The sequence below is a fragment of the Ruegeria sp. CDSB114 genome, assembly GCF_059611025.1.
Genome location: NZ_JBXWOT010000001.1, coordinates 648,264 through 667,425 on the forward strand (window position 1 = coordinate 648,264; position 19,162 = coordinate 667,425).

21 protein-coding genes and 1 other RNA gene are annotated in these 19,162 nt (G+C 55.9%); 5 read left to right on the plus strand and 17 right to left on the minus strand.

Annotation, left to right across the window (positions count from 1 at the left end; translation table 11 throughout):
• Positions 1–67: 67 nt before the first annotated feature.
• On the plus strand, positions 68–1,213 hold the full coding sequence (mnmA, locus tag AC2FIP_RS03260; protein WP_281994637.1) for a tRNA 2-thiouridine(34) synthase MnmA: 1,146 nt from the start codon (positions 68–70) through the stop codon (positions 1,211–1,213).
• Here the strand turns inward: mnmA and AC2FIP_RS03265 are convergent.
• The 17 genes from AC2FIP_RS03265 to AC2FIP_RS03345 all read right to left on the minus strand — a co-directional run bounded on the left by AC2FIP_RS03265 (position 1,210) and on the right by AC2FIP_RS03345 (position 16,931).
• Positions 1,210–1,791, minus strand: a complete 582-nt coding sequence (locus AC2FIP_RS03265; RefSeq protein WP_496785157.1) for a cadmium resistance transporter — start codon at positions 1,789–1,791, stop codon at positions 1,210–1,212. The genes mnmA and AC2FIP_RS03265 overlap by 4 nt on opposite strands.
• On the minus strand, positions 1,791–2,948 hold the full coding sequence (gene lpxB, locus AC2FIP_RS03270) for a lipid-A-disaccharide synthase (protein ID WP_496785158.1): 1,158 nt from the start codon (positions 2,946–2,948) through the stop codon (positions 1,791–1,793). Before lpxB ends, AC2FIP_RS03265 begins: the two co-directional genes overlap by 1 nt.
• A complete protein-coding gene (locus tag AC2FIP_RS03275) occupies positions 2,948–3,742 on the minus strand; it encodes an LpxI family protein (protein WP_496708432.1) in 795 nt (264 codons plus the stop codon). The genes lpxB and AC2FIP_RS03275 overlap by 1 nt, the downstream gene beginning before the upstream one ends.
• Positions 3,743–3,746: 4 nt before the next feature.
• A complete protein-coding gene (gene lpxA / locus AC2FIP_RS03280; RefSeq protein WP_271947043.1) occupies positions 3,747–4,532 on the minus strand; it encodes an acyl-ACP--UDP-N-acetylglucosamine O-acyltransferase in 786 nt (261 codons plus the stop codon).
• A complete protein-coding gene (gene fabZ / locus AC2FIP_RS03285; protein ID WP_496691266.1) occupies positions 4,529–5,002 on the minus strand; it encodes a 3-hydroxyacyl-ACP dehydratase FabZ in 474 nt (157 codons plus the stop codon). Before fabZ ends, lpxA begins: the two co-directional genes overlap by 4 nt.
• Before the next feature lie 72 nt (positions 5,003–5,074).
• Complete coding sequence (locus AC2FIP_RS03290; RefSeq protein WP_496785160.1) at positions 5,075–5,557, minus strand: OmpH family outer membrane protein; 483 nt, start codon at positions 5,555–5,557, stop codon at positions 5,075–5,077.
• A gap of 108 nt (positions 5,558–5,665) precedes the next feature.
• Positions 5,666–8,026, minus strand: coding sequence for an outer membrane protein assembly factor BamA (gene bamA / locus AC2FIP_RS03295; protein ID WP_142633911.1), 2,361 nt, complete (start codon positions 8,024–8,026; stop codon positions 5,666–5,668).
• 128 nt (positions 8,027–8,154) lie between these two features.
• The gene (locus tag AC2FIP_RS03300; RefSeq protein WP_496695396.1) at positions 8,155–8,283 is read right to left on the minus strand and encodes a hypothetical protein; all 129 of its coding nucleotides are present in this window, start codon (positions 8,281–8,283) and stop codon (positions 8,155–8,157) included.
• Positions 8,284–8,375: 92 nt separating this feature from the next.
• Entirely contained in the window at positions 8,376–9,728 is a 1,353-nt protein-coding gene (gene rseP, locus AC2FIP_RS03305; protein ID WP_496785161.1) for an RIP metalloprotease RseP, read from the minus strand.
• A 1-nt stretch (position 9,729) separates the two neighbouring features.
• Positions 9,730–10,905, minus strand: coding sequence for a 1-deoxy-D-xylulose-5-phosphate reductoisomerase (dxr, locus tag AC2FIP_RS03310; RefSeq protein WP_496704647.1), 1,176 nt, complete (start codon positions 10,903–10,905; stop codon positions 9,730–9,732).
• Positions 10,905–11,687 (minus strand): phosphatidate cytidylyltransferase, encoded by a 783-nt coding sequence (locus tag AC2FIP_RS03315; protein WP_142633917.1) that lies wholly within the window; start codon positions 11,685–11,687, stop codon positions 10,905–10,907. Before AC2FIP_RS03315 ends, dxr begins: the two co-directional genes overlap by 1 nt.
• Positions 11,684–12,415, minus strand: a complete 732-nt coding sequence (gene uppS / locus AC2FIP_RS03320; RefSeq protein WP_271947031.1) for an undecaprenyl pyrophosphate synthase — start codon at positions 12,413–12,415, stop codon at positions 11,684–11,686. Before uppS ends, AC2FIP_RS03315 begins: the two co-directional genes overlap by 4 nt.
• A 9-nt stretch (positions 12,416–12,424) precedes the next feature.
• Positions 12,425–12,988 (minus strand): ribosome recycling factor, encoded by a 564-nt coding sequence (frr, locus tag AC2FIP_RS03325; RefSeq protein WP_496785162.1) that lies wholly within the window; start codon positions 12,986–12,988, stop codon positions 12,425–12,427.
• A 186-nt stretch (positions 12,989–13,174) separates the two neighbouring features.
• Entirely contained in the window at positions 13,175–14,170 is a 996-nt protein-coding gene (gene acuI, locus AC2FIP_RS03330) for an acryloyl-CoA reductase (RefSeq protein WP_496785163.1), read from the minus strand.
• 85 nt (positions 14,171–14,255) lie between these two features.
• Positions 14,256–15,359, minus strand: a complete 1,104-nt coding sequence (locus AC2FIP_RS03335) for a dimethylsulfoniopropionate demethylase (RefSeq protein ID WP_496785165.1) — start codon at positions 15,357–15,359, stop codon at positions 14,256–14,258.
• 140 nt (positions 15,360–15,499) lie between these two features.
• A complete protein-coding gene (locus tag AC2FIP_RS03340) occupies positions 15,500–16,204 on the minus strand; it encodes a DUF1326 domain-containing protein (RefSeq protein ID WP_496785166.1) in 705 nt (234 codons plus the stop codon).
• 4 nt (positions 16,205–16,208) lie between these two features.
• Positions 16,209–16,931, minus strand: coding sequence for a DUF2182 domain-containing protein (locus AC2FIP_RS03345; protein WP_496785794.1), 723 nt, complete (start codon positions 16,929–16,931; stop codon positions 16,209–16,211).
• A 156-nt stretch (positions 16,932–17,087) separates the two neighbouring features.
• Between AC2FIP_RS03345 and AC2FIP_RS03350 the strand changes: the two genes are divergently transcribed.
• The 4 genes from AC2FIP_RS03350 (at position 17,088) to AC2FIP_RS03365 (ending at position 19,107) form a co-directional block, all read left to right on the plus strand.
• A complete protein-coding gene (locus AC2FIP_RS03350; protein ID WP_496785167.1) occupies positions 17,088–17,822 on the plus strand; it encodes a FadR/GntR family transcriptional regulator in 735 nt (244 codons plus the stop codon).
• Positions 17,823–17,829: 7 nt separating this feature from the next.
• Positions 17,830–18,192 carry a DUF4345 family protein gene (locus AC2FIP_RS03355; protein WP_496785168.1) on the plus strand — a complete coding sequence of 121 codons (363 nt, stop codon included), beginning with the start codon at positions 17,830–17,832 and terminating at the stop codon, positions 18,190–18,192.
• 37 nt (positions 18,193–18,229) lie between these two features.
• Positions 18,230–18,575: a transfer-messenger RNA gene (ssrA, locus tag AC2FIP_RS03360) on the plus strand.
• A 100-nt stretch (positions 18,576–18,675) separates the two neighbouring features.
• Positions 18,676–19,107: an ester cyclase gene (locus AC2FIP_RS03365; RefSeq protein ID WP_496785170.1), complete on the plus strand. Its 432-nt coding sequence runs from the start codon at positions 18,676–18,678 to the stop codon at positions 19,105–19,107.
• Positions 19,108–19,162: the final 55 nt, after the last annotated feature.

Here is a 19,162-nt window from a genome sequence, read left to right on the forward strand (position 1 = left end):
GCCCCTTGAGAGTATCTAGAATTTTCCTATATTCTGCCGGTCTTTCTTAACCCGTACTGGAACCGTCATGGCCCTCGACACCGAGACACCGCTGAACTCTCTTGGCTTTGCCAAGCCCCCGTCTGAAACGCGGGTGGTAGTTGCCATGTCCGGAGGTGTGGACAGCTCGGTCGTTGCCGCGCATTTGGCGGATCAGGGGTATGACGTCATCGGCGTCACCCTGCAGCTGTATGACCACGGTGCTGCGCTGGCCAAAAAGGGGGCCTGCTGTGCCGGTATCGACATTCACGATGCGCGCCGCGTGGCCGAGGAACGCGGGTTTCCGCATTACGTTCTGGATTATGAGAACATCTTCAAGGACGCCGTGATCGACGAATTCGCCGACAGCTATTTGGCCGGTGCGACGCCGGTTCCCTGCATTCGCTGTAACGAACGGGTGAAATTCAAGGATCTGCTGGAAACCGCCAAGGATCTTGAGGCTGATTGCATGGCCACCGGCCACTATATTCAGCGCAAGACAGGCCCCAACGGGCCGGAATTGCACAGCGCCGAGGATGCCAACCGCGATCAATCCTATTTCCTGTTCTCGACGACCCCGGAACAGCTGGATTTCCTGCGCTTTCCGCTGGGCCACCTGCCCTCCAAGGACGCAACGCGCGAAATGGCTGCGCAATATGGGCTGGCTGTTGCCGACAAGCCCGACAGTCAAGACATCTGTTTCGTGCCCAACGGCAACTATGCCAGCGTAATCGAAAAGCTGCGCCCCGGCGCGGCGGAACCGGGTGAGATCGTTCATGCGGATGGTCGTGTGCTGGCCCAGCATAACGGGGTGATCCACTATACCATTGGTCAGCGCCGCGGGCTTGGTATCGGAGGCCTCAGCGATCCGCTTTACGTGGTGAAGCTGGATGTCGACAAGAAACAGGTTGTGGTTGGCCCCAAAGAGATGTTGGCCACCCGCACCATTCCGGTGCGTGAGATCAACTGGCTGGGTGATGAGCCGTTTACGTCACGCGATGAATGGCACGTCCTGGTCAAGGTTCGCTCGACCCGACCCCCGCGTGAGGCCATCATCCGCCCGCTTTCGGAAACCACGGCCGAGGTCGAGTTGCTGACCCCGGAAGAAGGTGTGTCGCCCGGTCAGGCCTGTGTCTTCTATGCGTCCGAAGGCAGCCGCATCTTTGGCGGCGGCTGGATTTGGCGCGGATACTAAACTGCGTCGGTCCACGAGTTGCTGAGAATATAAAGACCAGCGCAGATCATCACGTAAGGAACAAGCATCTCAAGCTTGCGCGCGATGCGACCACTGATGAGCGGAGATTTGGCGCCCAGCAGCGCCAGCGTGGCCAATCCTACCACGGCAAGCCCTGCGCCGAGGGCTCCGGCGATCCGAAACGCGGGCGTGGAATCCGCCAGTAACGGCGCCAGAACGGCCAAAGTGTCCATCGACAGGCTAGTAAACAGTAAGGTTGTCACCAAAATTGACGCTCCGGCTTCGAGATGCGCCGGTGTATCGGCGCCCTGCCCGCGCCATTGGCGGATGGCGGCCAGACAGCCCAGTGTCAGCGGGATCACCCCCAGATACCCGGCCCAGCCCGGTATCACACCCTCGATCCCCATGGCGAACAGCAAGGACGCCGAAATCACCAAGCCCTGTGCGAACAGAAAGCCAAAGACGGCCCGTTTGTCCCCTGACACCAAGATCAGAGCCACCAATGCGGCAAGATTATCCAGATTGGTCAGTATCAATGCCAGAAAGGCCGAAAAACCAAAGAGGATGAACTCGGCCATCAGGACGGCATTCTGGCCAACACGGCCTTTGCAGCTCTGAAACCAGGGGCGTCGCCGCCACGGCCCAGGCGCTCCATTGTCAGATCCATCGCGTTGCGCTGCGCGTCAGGTTTCAGGGCGACCTCGCGTAGCGCTACGGCAATCTTGTCCGGCAGGCAGTCATCCAGCAGGCATTCCGGAATGGAACGCGTTTCCGAGACAAGATTGACCAATGTAACCGTGTCCAGATTGACCATACGTACTGCCAGTTTCTGGGTCAGCCAGCTGAGGCGGTAGGCAATCACCATGGGTGTTGCCTGGGCTGCAAGTTCAAGCGACACGGTACCCGATGCCGCCAGAGCAAGGTCCGCTGCGGCAAAGACTGCGCATTTCTGCTGAACCGCCTCTTCGGTCGGAACATTGCGCGGGTCGATCACGACGGGATTCCCTGGCCACGTCTTCAGATGTTCAGTTACGGCCTCGACCATATGTGCAACCGCCGGAACAATAACCCGCGTACCCGGCCGGTCGGCTAGGAATTGCCCCAAGGCCTGACCAAATACAGGCGCCAGACGGTCAACCTCACCCTTGCGCGACCCCGGCAAGGCAAGAACAAGCGGAGCATCCCCAAGATCATAGGCGGCGCGAAACTCCTGGATATCGCGATCAGAGGCGATGGGCTCGTTTGCAACCGGATGGCCAACAAAATCGCATTCCATCCCGGCGCGTTCCATATAGGGCGGCTCAAACGGAAGCAACGCCAGCACATGGTCGATGACCTTGGCCATCTTATCCGCACGCCCCGGTCGCCACGCCCAAACGCTGGGGGCCACATAGTGGACGGTTCGAGTATCGCTTGCCGCTTTGACCAGCTTGGCAACGCGCAACGAGAAGTCCGGACTGTCGATGGTGATCAATACGTCAGGTTTGGTGTCCAGCACGGCCTGCGCTGTCTCAGATATCCGGCGCTTGAGGTGAAAGAATTTTGGCAATACTTCGATCAGGCCCATCACTGACAATTCGGACATCGGAAAGTGGCTGTTCAGACCCTGGGCCTGCATCAATGGTCCGCCGACCCCGTCGAATGTAACATCTGGGACAAGGGCACGTAGCCCTTCCATCAACGCGCCGCCCAATCGATCGCCCGAAGGTTCGCCGGCGACCAGAAACACCCGCATCAGTTGGTTCGCTCACGCACATAAAGGAACAAACCCAGGCGATCGCACTCAGCAATTACACGTTGTCGCTGCAATACAAGCACCCCGCCCTTTTCGATCACGATCCCGGACAAACCAGCTGCGACGGCGCTGGAAATGGTTTCAGGTCCAATAGCTGGCAGATCCGCGCGAAAGTCCTGATCGGGCTTTGGACCCTTGAAAAGCACCCCACCCCCCGCATCGGGCCGTTGAGTCAGAGACTCGAGCATCCATGCGGTGCCAAAAATTCCTTCGATCGCCAAAGCCTGCCCTTTGGAAACTGCACAGGCCTGGCCGATATCAGCTGCCCCCATGGCACGCAGGATACTGGATGCCCGATCCGCATCTGCGCGATCCGCGTCTGAGGGCTGTGCCTCTGTCAAACAACCAAGCGGAGGCAGCAGTTCAGGCGCAATCTCATGCGCGGCACGGACATTCAGGCCTGAGTTTTCGAATATCCCAATGACAGCCCGTAATGCGCCGTCATCGCCGGACTGAATCGCCTGCACCAGAATAGGCACCAACGGCATCGTCGCGGCATCAATGCGCGACGGGTCAACGGCGGGACGTTGAACCGCTCCGGCCATACAGATTTCAGTTACGCCACGGGTTTTGAGATCTGCGATGAATGATCCAAGCTGTTCCAGCGGGAAAACGATGTCGGCAGACAGAGTATCCGGGGCAAAGCCTTCCATCGCACAGATCAAGGGCCGTTCAGCCAGACAGGAAACCACTTCGTCCGGCAACACACCTGTTCCCGCGATCAGTGCCAACATGATATTACTTCCTCGGTGTCAGAAAGGACCGATCCGAATCGCCGGTTACGAAATTGACGATTTCGCGGACATATTCGCTTTCGGCATCTTCACCCAAGCGCTTGGCACGGTCCATAAAAGTTCCGTCACCATCGGACAATTCGCGAAACGCTGCGCGTAAAGCTGAAATATCAGCTCGTGCGACACCACGCCGTTTGAGGCCAACAAGATTCAGGCCGTCCAGCTCGCCGCGAGGCGCTTGAACAAGCCCATAGGGAATCACGTCGTTGGGCACCATCGTCAGCGCGCCGATAATCGCCCCTCGGCCCACACGAACCCATTGATGCAAACCCGAAATCCCACCGACGATAACATCGTCTTCGATAATGCAATGTCCCGCGGCACCAGAATGGTTCACCATGATCACGCGATTGCCAATCTGAACGTCGTGAGCCACGTGAACACCAGCCATCAGCAAACAGTCATCGCCAATCCGGGTTACACCGCCACCGCCGTCTGTTCCAGAATTCACTGTTACATGTTCACGGATACGGTTTCGTTTGCCAATTTCCAGCCGCGTATCTTCACCGCCGAACTTAAGGTCTTGCGGGATTTCACCGATGACCGAAAAATTGAAGATTATGGTGTCTTCATCCACCTCGGTGTCACCGGTAACAACAACATGCGACTTCAGTTCTACCCGGTCTTTCAACCGCACCCTTGAACCAACAAAACAAAAAGGGCCGATGACACAGCCCTCTCCGATCTGAGCACCGTCTTCGATGATTGCGCTAGGGTGAATGCCGCTCATGTTGTCTTTTCCATGTCCCAATCAACATAAGCCGAGAACTCAGCTTCGGCTGCGACCTCTCCATCAACCGTGGCCCTGCCAGAGAACTTGAAAATCTTGCCACCCTTCTTGCCGCGCACAGTTTCAACATGCATCTCGAGCACGTCACCGGGCACGACTTTGCGGCGGAACTTGCACTTGTCGATATTCATGAAATAGATCAACAAGTCGCTGTCGATGACATCCATCCCAACGCCAAGCATAACACCTGCGGTCTGCGCCATTGCTTCAACAATGGTCACACCAGGCATGATCGGTGTACCAGGGAAATGGCCCTGGAAATGCGGCTCGTTCATGGTGACGTTCTTGATGCCGACCGCTGACTGATAGCCTGAAATCTCGACCACCTTGTCGACCAGCAGAAACGGATAGCGGTGCGGCAATATCCGTTGAATCAGCTGAATGTCGGCGCTTTTGGTGTCCGTGCTCATAGTTCTGATATCCTGTTCTGGATTTCTCTTTTCAATGTGGTTAGCAACACCGCGACCCGAGGGCAAGCAAACCTATTCGCCTGTACCTTCGTCAAGTGTTGTTCCATCACCAATGGCTGTATCAATTCGGGTGATGGCGGCATCTGTCACATCGGACAGATCCGAACTGAGAAACACGCTGGAGCGTTGAATAATGACCGAGGCGCCAGATTCGCGCAAAAGATCGATCAATACTGGGCGGGCGAGTTCAAAAAACATCTGTTGTGCATCTTCACTGCGACGCGCAAGGGCATCAAGCTTGGCGCGCTGCCCTTCTCGGTGGTTCTGAACCTTTCTGTCGAACGCCTCTGCGAGGGGACGAAATTCTTCAGCAGACAGAGAGGCGCGCTTTTCGGTGAGGTCCTTCTCCTCCGCGCTGAGCTCTGCAACGATCCGCTCGTTCTCGGCAGCCAGCAGAGCCCCTTCTGCTTCGATCTCACTGAGAATGCGACGTCCAAACGCCGAGTCAGAAAACAGCCGTTCGCTGGAGATTGTCAGGACGCTGGCTTGTGTCACGCCAAGCTGCTGTCCGGTAACCGGTCCTGCCAGGGTTAAGGTCAGAAAAAGACACAGGGCCCGAATGGGGCCCTGCATATAGGTTTGAAGACCACCTCGCATCCGAGATCAGAACCTCGCCTGAATGGTCAGGTCGAAATTCTGTTCCTTGTCAAAGTCCTCTTTCTTGAGCGCTTGCGAAAAGTTAAAGCGCAGCGGGCCAAACGGTGTTTCCCATAGGACTGCAACACCCAGAACATGACGGATAGACCCATCCGCACCGACAATGTTGGCACCCGAAGTGTTTACATCGTCGATATTGTACAGGTTACCGAAATCATAGAACACGCCTCCACGCAGGCCCAATTCTTCGGGCAAGCCCAGAGGAAAGTCCGATTCCAGACGCGCGACCCAATAGTAATTCCCGCCGATAGCGTCATCCTGACCATTTGACAGATCCCGTGGCCCCAAACCGGCTGGCTCGAACCCGCGGAATTTATTGGGGCCCAACACAAAGCGGTCCAACGTCCGGCTGAAATCGTTGCCAGTCCAGTGCATTGCACCCATTTCAAGCGATGCACGCAGAACGACTTCTTCACTCAGAACGCGTGTTTGGGCAATCCCGCGTGCGCTGGTTTTGTAGAACTTGTTGTCCCCACCCAGTCCAGCGGCATCCAGGCCAACCTCAAACAGAACACCGGCATTGGGGTTAAGCCCACCAAGGCGGCTGTCATATACATAGGACACACCCAAAGAACTAGTCGTGCGTTCACCCTGATCAATCTCAGAGGCGATGACCGCGCCGTTTGCCTCGTTGTCCTGCTGCTTCATCTCGCTGTTTTCCCAGGCATAGCGAACGCGCAACGAAGACAGCTCTCCGATCGCATAGCTCAACTGAGGGTTAAAGAACACACGCTCGGTGTTATAGCTGGCAAAACTGGAGTCGGTCGACGCCAAACCCAGACCAAGATCAAAGCGAAGCTTGCGGCCCAAAAGATAGGGTTCGGTGAAATTCAGGGAGTACTCTTCTGAATCCTGTGCGGTCGAAATCGTAACCCCGACGGTCTGTCCACGGCCTAGGAAGTTTGACTCACTTAGGCCGATCGCAATGCCGAAACCGTCAGAGATCGAGTAGCTACCACCGAGGCTGAGCGAGCCTGTTGGCTGTTCTTCGACGTCGACATCCACGATCACTTGGCTGGGCGTCGAACCCTCGCGCGGTTCAACGTCAGCGACAGCGAAATAGCCCAATGCCCGGATACGTTCAGCCGCCTGCCGGATTTCACGCGGGTTGAATGGGTCACCCTCGACGGTATCGAATTGACGGCGGATCACGCGGTCAAGCGTGGTGGTGTTGCCCTCGATGTCGATACGCTCGACAAAGATACGCGGTCCTTTGGTCAGAACGAATTCAACATCCAGCGTCAGATCACGTGCATTGCGCGTGACGCGCGGCTCAACCCGCAGAAAGTCCACCCCTTGCCGAATGCCCAAACGCTCTTGCCTGGCGATAGAGTTTTCGACCAGTGAAGGAGAATAGGTGACACCCGGCTTGATCTTGAGTGCGGCCTGATATTCGGCCGCATCCACACCGGGTATTTCGCTTACGGTGGTGATCTTGCCGAATGAGAATTTCTGACCTTCAGTTACATTCATCACCAGGAAAAACGCGTCGCGCTCACGTGTGAATTCAACATTGGCGCTGTTGACGCGGAAATCGACATAGCCACGCGACAAGTAGAAATCACGGATGACTTGTTTGTCGAACTCGATCCGGTCAGCGATAAAAGTATCGCCCCGCAGGAACGTGCGCAGGAAATTGGCTTGCTTGGTTTCAAGCACACGGCGCAGACGCCGGTCGGAATAGGCCCGGTTGCCAACAAAGCTTACGCGCTCAACCTCGATCGTCGTACCTTCGGAGATTTCAAAAACGAGGTCTACCCGATTGTCGCTGCGGCGGATGATTCTGGGGATGACGGTTGCTGCAACACGTCCTTGAGCCAAATAGATTTCGGCAATCATGTCTGCGTCAGCTTCAGCGACCTGAGGCGTAAAGACCCGGCGGGGTTGAGACGAAACGGCATTGAGCAACAGCTCATCCTTAAGCCTCTTGTTGCCCTCGATGCTGATCTGGTTGATCGTCGGATATTCCTGAACTTTGATGACCAAAGTGCTGCCACGAGGGGTCAAATCGACTGTTTCAAAAACACCACTGTCAAGCAGCCGTTGGAAGGCATCGTTGAGTTGTCCAGCTGTCACCGTCTGCCCAGGCTCGATTCCCGAACGTGCAATGATTGTCGATGTCTCGATGCGCCTGTTCCCCTCAACCTCGAACGAGTTGATGGTGTAGCTTTGCGCCTGAGCAGCCTGCGGCAGTGACAGCAAACTAACTGTGGCAAATAGGAAAAAGAATGTTAGGGCCTGCCACAAAATCTTGTTTACCGGCTTTTGCCCCCCGCAGGATGTGCCTGCGCCTCGCCTGTCGGTCATATTTTTCTCTACCCAGAATTTTAAGACTTTAAAGCTGAGTAACGGGATTGTCTGGCCTTGTCAAAAGCCGAAAAACAGAAAGCGGCCCAATGGGCCGCTGTTCAGCAAATAAAAAGAAAGGAACAGAATCACATGGTGATCAGATAAGCGCATCCACCCATAGCCAACGCAGTGGCGCCGAAAAACAAGATCGAGTCCCAGTTCAGCACAAGCAGGAAGCTAAAGCTGCGATATGATTTTTTGATAGCATTCGCCATGATCGCCTCTGACAGACAAAATTATGAAACGAACACATCCTATGAGGGAATTGGGGCGGAATTGCGACTAGATTGTGCAAGCTCCGCCCAAATCAACAAAACAGGTCATTTGAGACGGAAAACAGCATCAGAGCCAGAATGATTGACACTCCGATGCCCATCAAAATCCGCAGCGCTTTGTCGCTGGGTGGTTTCCCCGAGATGGCCTCATATGCGTAAAATACCAGGTGTCCTCCATCCAAAGCCGGAATCGGAAACAGGTTCAGCAAACCGACAGCAGTTGACAAAACGGCGATAAAGAAGATGAAGTTCTGCGCTCCCTGGCTGGCCATCGCACCCGAGGTTTCGGCGATTCCGATCGGGCCGGACATGTTGCAGGTGCTGATCGCTCCGGTCACCATGTGCCAGATACCTGAAAGAGACCCGTCAATGATACGCAATGTTTGTCGCACACCGCCGCCAAGAGATGTCAGGATGCCCGCCCTTTCGGTTGCAGGTTCTAGCATCATGCCGCCGACGATCCCGATCCTCCAATGCGTTACAAAACCACCATCAGACTGCGGCTCATCCGTGCGGCGAGGAGCCAGGGCAAACTCCAGTTCCGCTCCGTCACGCCAGACATTCAACAGCAGTGGCCGCCCATCAGAGCCTTCCACATGGTCCTTGAGCTGTTCAAAGGCATAAACCGGGTCGCCATTAACCGCTGTTATGACATCCCCCTGTGCCAGGCTGATATCCATTGCTGCGCTGCGCGGAACAACCTGTTGAATCAGGGGGGGGAACAGCCAAGGTGCGGAAACGTCCAATGTGTCACCGTCACGAAGAACTGTGTAATCAAGAACGGGGTCAACGGGCAAAGAGTCTACGAACTCGCTCCACGATCCTTCTTGTTCGAAATCTGGCAGGTCAATACCTGCAATCGCGAGGATTTCATCACCTTCACGCAGCTCTTGAACTGTCCCCGGCAGAGGATGCAGAGACCCAACGGTCAGAGGGTCTCTGGTTGCGCCTTGCGTAAAGAAAATTAGGCCAAAGACCAGTATCGACATTGCGAAATTAAAGATTGGCCCTGCCGCAACAGTTGCCGTCCTGGCCCAAAGTGGCGCGCCATGCATTGTGCGGCGCAGCTCCTCCGGGCTTTGCTCGGAAATTTCAGACATTGCCGCTTCGTCTTTGCCGGATGCTGCATTGGCATCACCCAGAAACTTGACATACCCGCCGAATGGAAGCGCTGCGATCTGCCAGCGCGTTCCTCTTTTGTCGATACGGCTCCAGAGAACGGGACCGAAACCGATTGAGAACACTTCGGCGTAGATGCCGGACCAACGGCCAACGATGTAATGCCCGTATTCATGTACGGCTACGATGGCGGATAACGCGATCACAAAGGCGAATATGGTGTAAATCAAATTGCCGAATTGTGGGATCAGTGAGAGTACGTCCAATTTATTTTCCTGCTCGTTGCGCAACGGCGTTATCGACCCATATACGTGCCAGATGGTCGGTTTGCAGCACGTTATCAAGGGTCATTGGGGCGTCAATATGGTTGTCTTGTGCATCGAAACGATCCAAGACGGCGGCCACGATGTCTGCCATATCAAGGAAACCAATGCGACCTGCAATGAAATGGTCGAGTGCACATTCTTTGGCTCCGTTGAAAACCGCTCCGGACAGCCCGCCCCGCTCCATGACGTCGCGCGCTAACCGCAAAGCCGGATATCGGTTTTCGTCTGGTTCCTGAAATCGCAACTGTCCCAGCTTTGCAAGGTTCAGCCTTTCGACCGGAAGGGTCTGACGTTTTGGCCAATTCAGGGCATATCCGATCGCGTGGCGCATATCTGGCGCGCCCATATGGGCCATAACCGCGCCATCGTTAAACCCGACCATCGCATGAACGATGGATTCCGGATGCACAATCACTTCGATCATATCCGGGGATATTCCGAAGAATTCGCGTGTTTCGATCACCTCGAGCGCCTTGTTAAACATCGAAGCGCTATCAATCGTGATCCGCTGCCCCATATTCCAGTTCGGGTGGCTCGAGGCCTGCTCAACCGTGGCTGAGGCCAATTTGCTCAGTGGCCAATCCCGGAAGGCGCCGCCGCTGGCAGTGATGATGATACGCTCGACCGATGCCATATCTTCACCGACCAGAGCCTGAAAAACGGCAGAATGTTCGCTGTCCACCGGTAGCAATCGGGCATTGTGCTTTCGGGCAGTATCCAGAACCAAAGAACCCGCGCAGACAAGCGTTTCTTTATTCGCCAAAGCCAGCGTCGCGCCCTGTTCAAGCGCCGTCAGCCCTGGTTGCAACCCCGCAGCCCCAACGATGGCAGACATGACCCAGTCAGCCGGTCGCGCCGCAGCTTCGGCCAGAGCATTCGCGCCGGCGGCGACCTCGACATCAGAACCGGCCAAGGCCGCTCGCAGGTCCTCAAGCCGGTCTGGGTGGGCTGTAATCGCGATATCCGCCTTCAAACGTTTGGCGTCACGCGCAAGTTGTTCGATATTGGCTCCACCGGTCAGGGCGACAACATCATACGCTGATGGATTTCGGTCAATCAGATCTATCGTGTTTTGCCCGATAGAACCCGTCGCGCCAAAAACAGAGATTTTGCGCATCACATGGCTCCGGGGGAAAAAATCAACCCCACAAGCAGAACGAACAGAGCGGCCCCCATCATCCCATCGAATCGATCAAGGAAGCCGCCATGGCCGGGAATCAGGTTCGAACTGTCCTTGACGCCGAATTTTCGTTTGGCCGCGCTTTCGACAATATCGCCGGCCTGGCTGGCCATTGACGCCAGAACCGAGATCACGATGAACCAAGTTCCGAAGCCGCCGTAAGCCGCAAAGGCTAAGCCAACAATGGCAGCCGCTACCCAGCCTCCTGCTGTTCCCGACCACGTCTTTTTCGGGCTGACTCGTGGCCAGAATTTTGGTCCACCCAATGCCTTTCCGACAAAATATCCGGCGACATCCGTGGCGACGACGACCGATATCAGCCAGACCATCCAGACAAATCCCATATTCGTCCGGATTGAGATAAAGCCCAGCCCCGCGGCCGCGATCCACAGCGCGAAGAGAGTATAGATACCCCGGTACCGGCTGACCTGCCCTGCCCCGACCAGTGCCGGAGCAAGCAAGAAGGGAAGTTTGTAGAGTGCCGGAAGATGGTAACTCAGCACCACCGCAAAACCGGTCAATATGGCAAGCTGGATCGCAACAGCTTTCCTGCCCGGGTCGATCATACGGACCAGTTCCCAGGTCATCAGCCCGCAAGCAATGGAAATGAAGGCTTCGAACCACAGACCGCCCAGCCAGACCTCGACAGCGCCAACGGCAACAAGGACTCCCGCCGACAATACGCGGGCAGTCAGGTCGGACCAGCGCCCGTCACTCATGCCGGTACAGCTCCGAACCGTCGGTCGCGGCTGCCATAGCTCCGGCACAGGCGCTCAAGCTCTGCCGCAGTGAAGTCTGGCCAGAGCGTGTCGATGAATTCGTATTCCGAATAGGCGGATTGCCATAACAGAAAATTGGAAATACGCGCCTCGCCGCTGGTTCGGATCACCAGATCAGGATCGGGAAGAACATGTGTGTCCAGATATTTCGGCAGCGTTTCTTCGTCTACATCATCAGGATGTAAGCGCCCGTCAGCGACATCCTGGGCCAGACGTTTGGTAGCCCGCGCGACTTCATCCCGACCGCCATAGTTCAACGCAATGGTAAGGTGAACCAGATCATTTCCCTCGGTCTCGGCCTCAAGCGTATCCATCAATTCGATCAGTTTGGCATCCAACCTGACCCTGTCACCGATGAAACGCACCCGAACACCCGAGTCTCGGAGCGTCCGGGTTTCCTTGATAATATAGCGCCGAAACAAGCTCATCAGACCGGCAACTTCGACCTGAGTGCGTTTCCAGTTCTCGGTCGAAAACGCAAAAACAGTCAGATATTTGATACCAAGCCTCGGGCAGGCCTCGACCACATCGCGCACACGTCTTGCCCCGGCGTGGTGGCCAAACAGACGAGGTCGCCCGCGGGCCTGCGCCCAGCGACCATTACCATCCATGATGATCGCGACATGCTGGGGCCCTCTTTCGGGCATGGTATGCGAGGAAGAGGGCATCACCCGGTCTCAGACCTGCATGATTTCTGCCTGCTTGGTCTCAAGCGCGGCATCTACTACCTTGATCATCTGATCGGTTAGATCCTGCACTTCGCTTTCCCAGAACTTCTGGTCATCTTCGGACATACCGTCGGCCTTGGCCTTCTTGATCTGATCCATCCCGTCGCGGCGCACATTCCGGATCGAGACCCGTGCGTGTTCGGCATATTGCCCGGCGACTTTGCCCAACTCGCGACGGCGTTCTTCGTTCAGTTCCGGGATCGGTAGCATGATGATCGTTCCGTTGAGCTGAGGGTTGATGCCCAGCCCACTTTCACGGATCGCTTTTTCCACTTTGCCGACCAGCCCTTTATCCCAGACATTGACCGTTACCATACGCGGCTCGGGCACATTGACCGTTCCCACCTGGTTGATCGGCGTCATCGAACCATAGGCATCGACCATCACCGGCTCGAGCATCGAGGCCGAGGCACGCCCGGTGCGCAGCGATGCAAATTCGGTTCTGAGGTTTGACATTGCGCCGTCCATGCGGCGCTTCAGGTCGTCTGTGTCCAGTTCGAAATCTTCAGACATTCTGCTCACTCCCCGTCTTCAGGTACTGTTTGCATGGCTCATAAGCCATTCAATTTGGGATGTATAGCAATGATGATCCGTATTTACGCCATTGACCAGAGGTGTTTGCCGGATTTTCGCGAACCTGCAGCCACAAAATTAACCGACCGCAAATCAATGCGGTCGGTCAGACATATTCATTCCGGATCAGGCGTTTACGTCTACGACAACACGACCTTTAACCTGACCTTGCAAGATATCCGCCCCTAATTGGGGCAGATCGCTCAGCTTTGCGGGATGGATCATCGCCTCAAGCTTGTCCATCGGAAGGTCGGTTGCTATCCGCTGCCAGGCCCGCAGCCGATTTTCATAAGGCTGCATCACGCTGTCGATCCCCAAGAGGTTCACACCGCGTAAAAGGAACGGGATAACAGTTGCCGGAAGGCCCGCGCCGCCAGCCAACCCCACGGCCGAGACCGAAGCGCCGTATTTCATCTGACCCAAAACGCGTGCCAGCATTGCGCCGCCGACCGCGTCCACACAGCCAGACCATGCCTCGCTTTCCAGGGGGCGCTTAGTTGTCTCGTTCAACTCTTCTCGTGGCACAATGGTCGTGGCGCCCAAAGACTTCAGGTAATCGCTGGTTTCCGGCCGTCCGGTGACGGCTGCCACTTCGTATCCCAAATTGGCAAGAATCGCCGTCGCGACCGAGCCAACACCACCTGCTGCCCCTGTGACCAAAACCGGACCCTGCCCCGGTTTCAGCCCATGATCCTCAAGTGCCATAACCGCCAGCATCGCGGTGAACCCAGCGGTTCCGACGGCCATCGCCTGGCGGGGCTCCAACCCATCGGGCAGCGGAACCAACCAATCGGCACGGGCATTGGCTTTTTGTGAGTACCCACCCCAATGCGCCTCACCGACACGCCAACCGGTCAGGACCACTTTGTCACCCGGTTTATATCGCTCATCCGAAGACGACTCGACCGTCCCCGCATAGTCGATGCCAGGAATATGCGGATAGCTGCGTACCAGCCCCCCGCCTTTGGGCGACAGGCAAAGACCATCCTTATAATTTACCGTTGAATACTGAACCGCCACGGTAACCTCACCCTGCGGCAGATCCCCTTCCGAAAGCTGTTGAACCGAGGGGCTGGCCAGCCCGCTTTCCTCGTCTTTTTCCATCACCAGTGCGTTGAACATCAAAATGTCCTCCTGTTTTGGACGTCAGAGTAAAGCCCTGACCCCGTGTAATATCCTGTTTCTGAACCCGATGCGGCGTTTTCGATCAGATCCAGAATTTTTCCCGTACAGTCGCCTCACGCATACCGTCGGGCGTTTCGACCTCAACCCTTGTGCCCGCGTCCCAATGGCTGAGTTTGAGCATCCCAATGGAAACATTGGTGTTGAAATCCGGAGACCAGGCGGCAGATGTAATCTGCCCCACCCTTTTCCCCTGCGCGTAAACCGACCATGGAGCAACGCAGGCACCAACAGCCGACCCGGCGATTTCAATCGGACGGATTTGCTGGATCGGCCCTTCTTTCGCGACCCGCAACAATGCGTCCCGGCCAATGCAGCCGATTGCGGTATGCGTGTTACAGAATTTGCCCAAACCACATTCATGCGGGGTGTTGTCGTCGGTCATATCGTTTCCGTAGGACAGCAACCCAGCCTCAATGCGTTCGATCAGGTTGGGACAACCCGCCCGCACGTTCAAATCCTCACCGGCCGAAAACAGCGCATTCCACAGCGGCATTCCGATATCGCTGCCTTCGACATAGATCTCGAACCCGCCCTGTTTGGAATAGCCCGACCTTGCGATGGCCAGATCACGGCCCGCAAACTCGAACATGTCGAACTTGAAAAACCGGATGTCTTTGACGCGCTCGCCGAATACGCGGGACATCAACTCATCCGCCATCGGTCCCTGTATGGCCAGGGGTGAGACGTCCGGCTCATCCACCAGAACATCCAACCGATAGCCGTTCGCGATTCCTTTGACCCATAACAACAAATCGCTATCCGCGATTGAGATCCACCAGCGGTCCTCGGACAGTTTCACCGCAACCGGATCATTCAACATGCCACCGGTCTCATCAACGATAGGGACGTAATAGCATTGGCCGGGCAACATGCCTCTCAAATCGCGTGGCGTCAGCATTTGCATAAGGCGTGCCGCGTCGGGACCTCTGAGTTCGACCTGTCGCTCACACGAGACATCCCAGACCTGCACATGCTTTTTCAAGTGCCGGTAGTCAGCCTCGACGCTGTCGAATACAGTTGGCAATAGCATCCGGTTATAAACCGTGAATGCCTTTACGCCTGCGGCTTCGACCCCTTCAGAAAAAGGTGTGCGCCGCAACCGGCGAGAGAAGGAAATATTGGCCACTCAAGCCTCCTCGGGCATAATGCCAGATCACAATTCGAAGCCTGCGGTCCCGTCAGCATCTGGTGCAGCAGGCCGCGATGGCGTGTCTGGCGATTGAAAATTTGGATCACGTATTGCACGTAATCCTTTGTGATTTCGTATTATTTCGGCCCCTGCCAGTCGATTGGACAAATTTCTGCGGATTTTCCACCGAAATCCCAGACCCGACCGTAATCGCGGACCCTGGATTTGGTTCCGCGCGCCACGATAATGTCCGGTCCCATCCAGTATTTCGAGTTTGAGACCATCACCGGATGCTCGGGGTCTTTGCCCGCCAACATCTCGATTTCGCCCTGGATTTTCCGACCAATCATTATGCGGCGCTTGGTCCCGTCGCGTTCGATCTGAACCGGAGCACGTTCGGCCCCGATAATTTCGCTGACCAGCATGGTAAACAAGCCGGTCGTGCCCCCGGCCTGACCGCTGAATATCTGGAGCAACCCGTTATAGGCCTTACCGCTGGCCCGTTCGTCGACATAGGCGGCAACTTTCCACTGCCCCTCACCCATGCGACCCGGAATATCGACCAGAAGGCCAACATTGAGGCCCGACAGATCTTCGCCCTCGTAATGGCCCTCATCGATGACAATCCCCATCCAGGCATGACAATGACCCTCGGTCGGAGGATGCGCGCCCAGCGATACGACACAGGGGCAGAACAGATCGCACGAGCAGTTAAGGATCAGCTCTCCCTTGATCGCCCAATTCGTCGGGCTCATCTCACGCCGCTTGGGGTTGGGCATGCGGCTGTCGATACGTTGGCTGATCGGCAGGCGATCTGCCTCTGGTTTTTTGTTCTTAGCCAATAGCTTATCCTCCATAGATAAAGGGGTACACGAGCAAGGCACAGCCGCCCGCGATAAGAGCAAATCCCAGCGGTCGTGTAATCACGTGACCGATCTGGGGTAGTTTTTCGAGAACCATGAAAAAGGTAGCTAGACCCATCCACAGCAGGCTCATGACGCCTCCCACAAAGCCGAGCGCCATAAAGCCCCAACAGCATCCAACGCAAAATGCGCCAAGTCCAAGCCCCATGCGAAATCCACCCGCGAACCCGGTTTTCCAGTGGCTAAGAAAGTAGGTCATCGGCGCATGGCAGACCCTATGGCACAGCTCTTTGGCGCGGGTGAACTGAAAGGCGCCGACGGAAATCATCAACCCGCCCGCAACAAACCCGGATTTCGCAATGCCCAGCATGTCTACAACACCACCAAACAGCAAAACCAACTGCACCCCGGTAATGAGCGCGGCAAACCCGACCCAGACCACGAAATAACCCACCAAGACACCAATCCAGCCGGACCGCGTCCCGTTTGCACTGCGGATCAGATCATCATAGCTGCGCAAAGTTGGAATAATGGTCGGCAACATCATCGCAGCCATCATGATGGCCCACATCCAAAACAGCGGGCCGAACTCTGCCATGGGCATATACATGTCCATCCTGGGATCCATGGCGCGCATCGCCTGCCCCATTGCTCCGGGACGACCGATCCAGTCCAGATCCATGGCGCGGTTCATCACGAACATCATCCACCACGCCCACAGGATCAGAGCGTAAAATCCCAACCAAAATCCATTTCGTAGAACCGCGCGATTCACTTGTCCCTCCCGACTCAGTCCTTGCAATTCAAATGTCAGACTTTTAAATGTCAGACAAATGAAATTTTGCCTGCGGTCCTGCTCAAAATGAAAATCGACCCCAAGAAACCCGCTGATCTTTCGGTTCAGATCGCCCAATCAATCCGCGATGCAATCATTTCAGGTCAGTTGATTGTCGATGAACGCCTGCCTTCTGAGGCGGAACTGTCCGACCAGTTTCAGGTGTCCCGACCAACCGTGCGTGAGGCCCTTAAACGCCTTGCGGCACAGTCCCTGATCCGCACCCAACGTGGCGCGACCGGTGGCGCATTTGTCAACCGGCTGAGCTATCAGGATGCGTATTCCCAACAGATCACCACATCCACGTTGCTGCTGTCCATGAATGCGGTCAGTTTTGAAACGGCTTGCGAGGCTCGGTATTCGCTGGAACGCGCCTGCGCTACTTTGTCAGCCGAACGCAGGACGGCGGATCATCTGGCGACGATGCGTGCCGAGATATTTCGGCAGGCTCAACCCGGGCTGACAGACGAAGCCTTTTGCGCCTCGGATGTGACCTTTCACCGGGCATTGGTCGATGGGGCCGGCAATCCGGTGTTGTCCTATCAACTGGCCGGCGCCGTCGAGGCGATGCAGCCTTTGATGAACATGATCACGTTTACGGCGCGGTCCCGAGAAGAGATCATCGTGTTACACAACCAGATTGCCGATGCTTTGGATCGGCGTGACGCTGCTGCGGTTGATTCAGCGCTGGTGGATCTCGAAGCTTATACCCGTAAGCTTGCCCTGGACGCCGCCAAACAGCGGCGCAAACCAACCGAATGAGGGTACAATGACGTCGATATTGAATATTGCAGCGGCGGTTCTGACAATCGGCTTCGGCCTCTTTGGGTTTCTTGCGCCCGCCTGGACCGCGGCCTCGCTAGACCTGGCACCCACAAACAGCACCATGGGTCTAAGCGAAATGCGAGCTTCGGTCGGTGGGCTTTTTGTCGTCACAGGAATTGCGGTCATTTGGCTGAACACTCCCATGGCCTATGCTATGTTGGGCGTTGTTTATGCCGGCGCAGCCTTGGGCCGGTTTGTTTCCGTCATTCTGGATCACCCCCCTTTGATCAAAGCGATGACATTTGGGGGAATCGAGCTGATATTGGCGCTGTGGCTGATCCTGGCAAACATTAACCGACCAAGCTAAGGCGTTATTATATAATCCGTCTTTTCGTTGAAGTATGGGGTTTGCTTTCCCCTTGTGGCTCACCTATATAGGGGATGTCCTTCGGGACTATGGACATAAACGCGCTCGTAATAAGCGGATCGGACCCGGGGGCGGTACCCGGCGGCTCCACCAACATCCTTCATTTGAGGATCGCGGGGCCGAAATAGGATCGACGAACGTCTAAAGGGGTTAGCTTTGTCTCGGCGGGGTGCCACCGTACCGGCCCAAACAGTACAATTGCAAATGACAATCGTGCTCCGGTTGCAGTTGCTGCGTAAGCAGTAGCAAGACCGAAACTTAAGCCCTTGCGCCTAGCAGCGTAAGGCGGGGTTCGCAGGTACCTGGCAACAGAAACCTGCATTTTCCCTTAAATGTCTGCTGTTTAACCCTGTCTGTGTTCACGTTCAGAGTTTGTTCACTCATTCGCGTCATGCTCGGCCCGTGAGGAAAAGGAGAGCTGGGATGTCACACGCAGATATACTCAGAGAATGGTATTCAGAGGTTTGGGAAAACGGAAATACCGATGCGATTGATCGATATTTCGCGCCGGAAACGACAGCCGAAGGACTGATTCCGGAAATGCAGGTGGGGGCCGATGATTTTCGGGATCTGGTCTTGGCGTTTCGCCACATTCTGGGCGATATCCATGTTGAGCTTCCCAAAATCATCGAAAATGGCGATTGGGTATCCGCAATATTAAAGGTAAGCACAACGCGCGCCGATAACGGTGCGCCGCTGCAGGCATCTGGCAGTATGATTGGCCGCATTAAAGAGGGGCGTATAGTCGAGGCCTATAACCAGTTCGACTTTATTTCCCTGTTCGAACAACTTGGCCAGTTTCCCGAAGACACCTTGCCTGTTTGTATGACAGGGCAACGGCTCGACTGGGCCTAGCAACTGGTTTCGCAATCTTGACCTCGACTGGCTTGTCGCGGTAGCAAAGCCCATG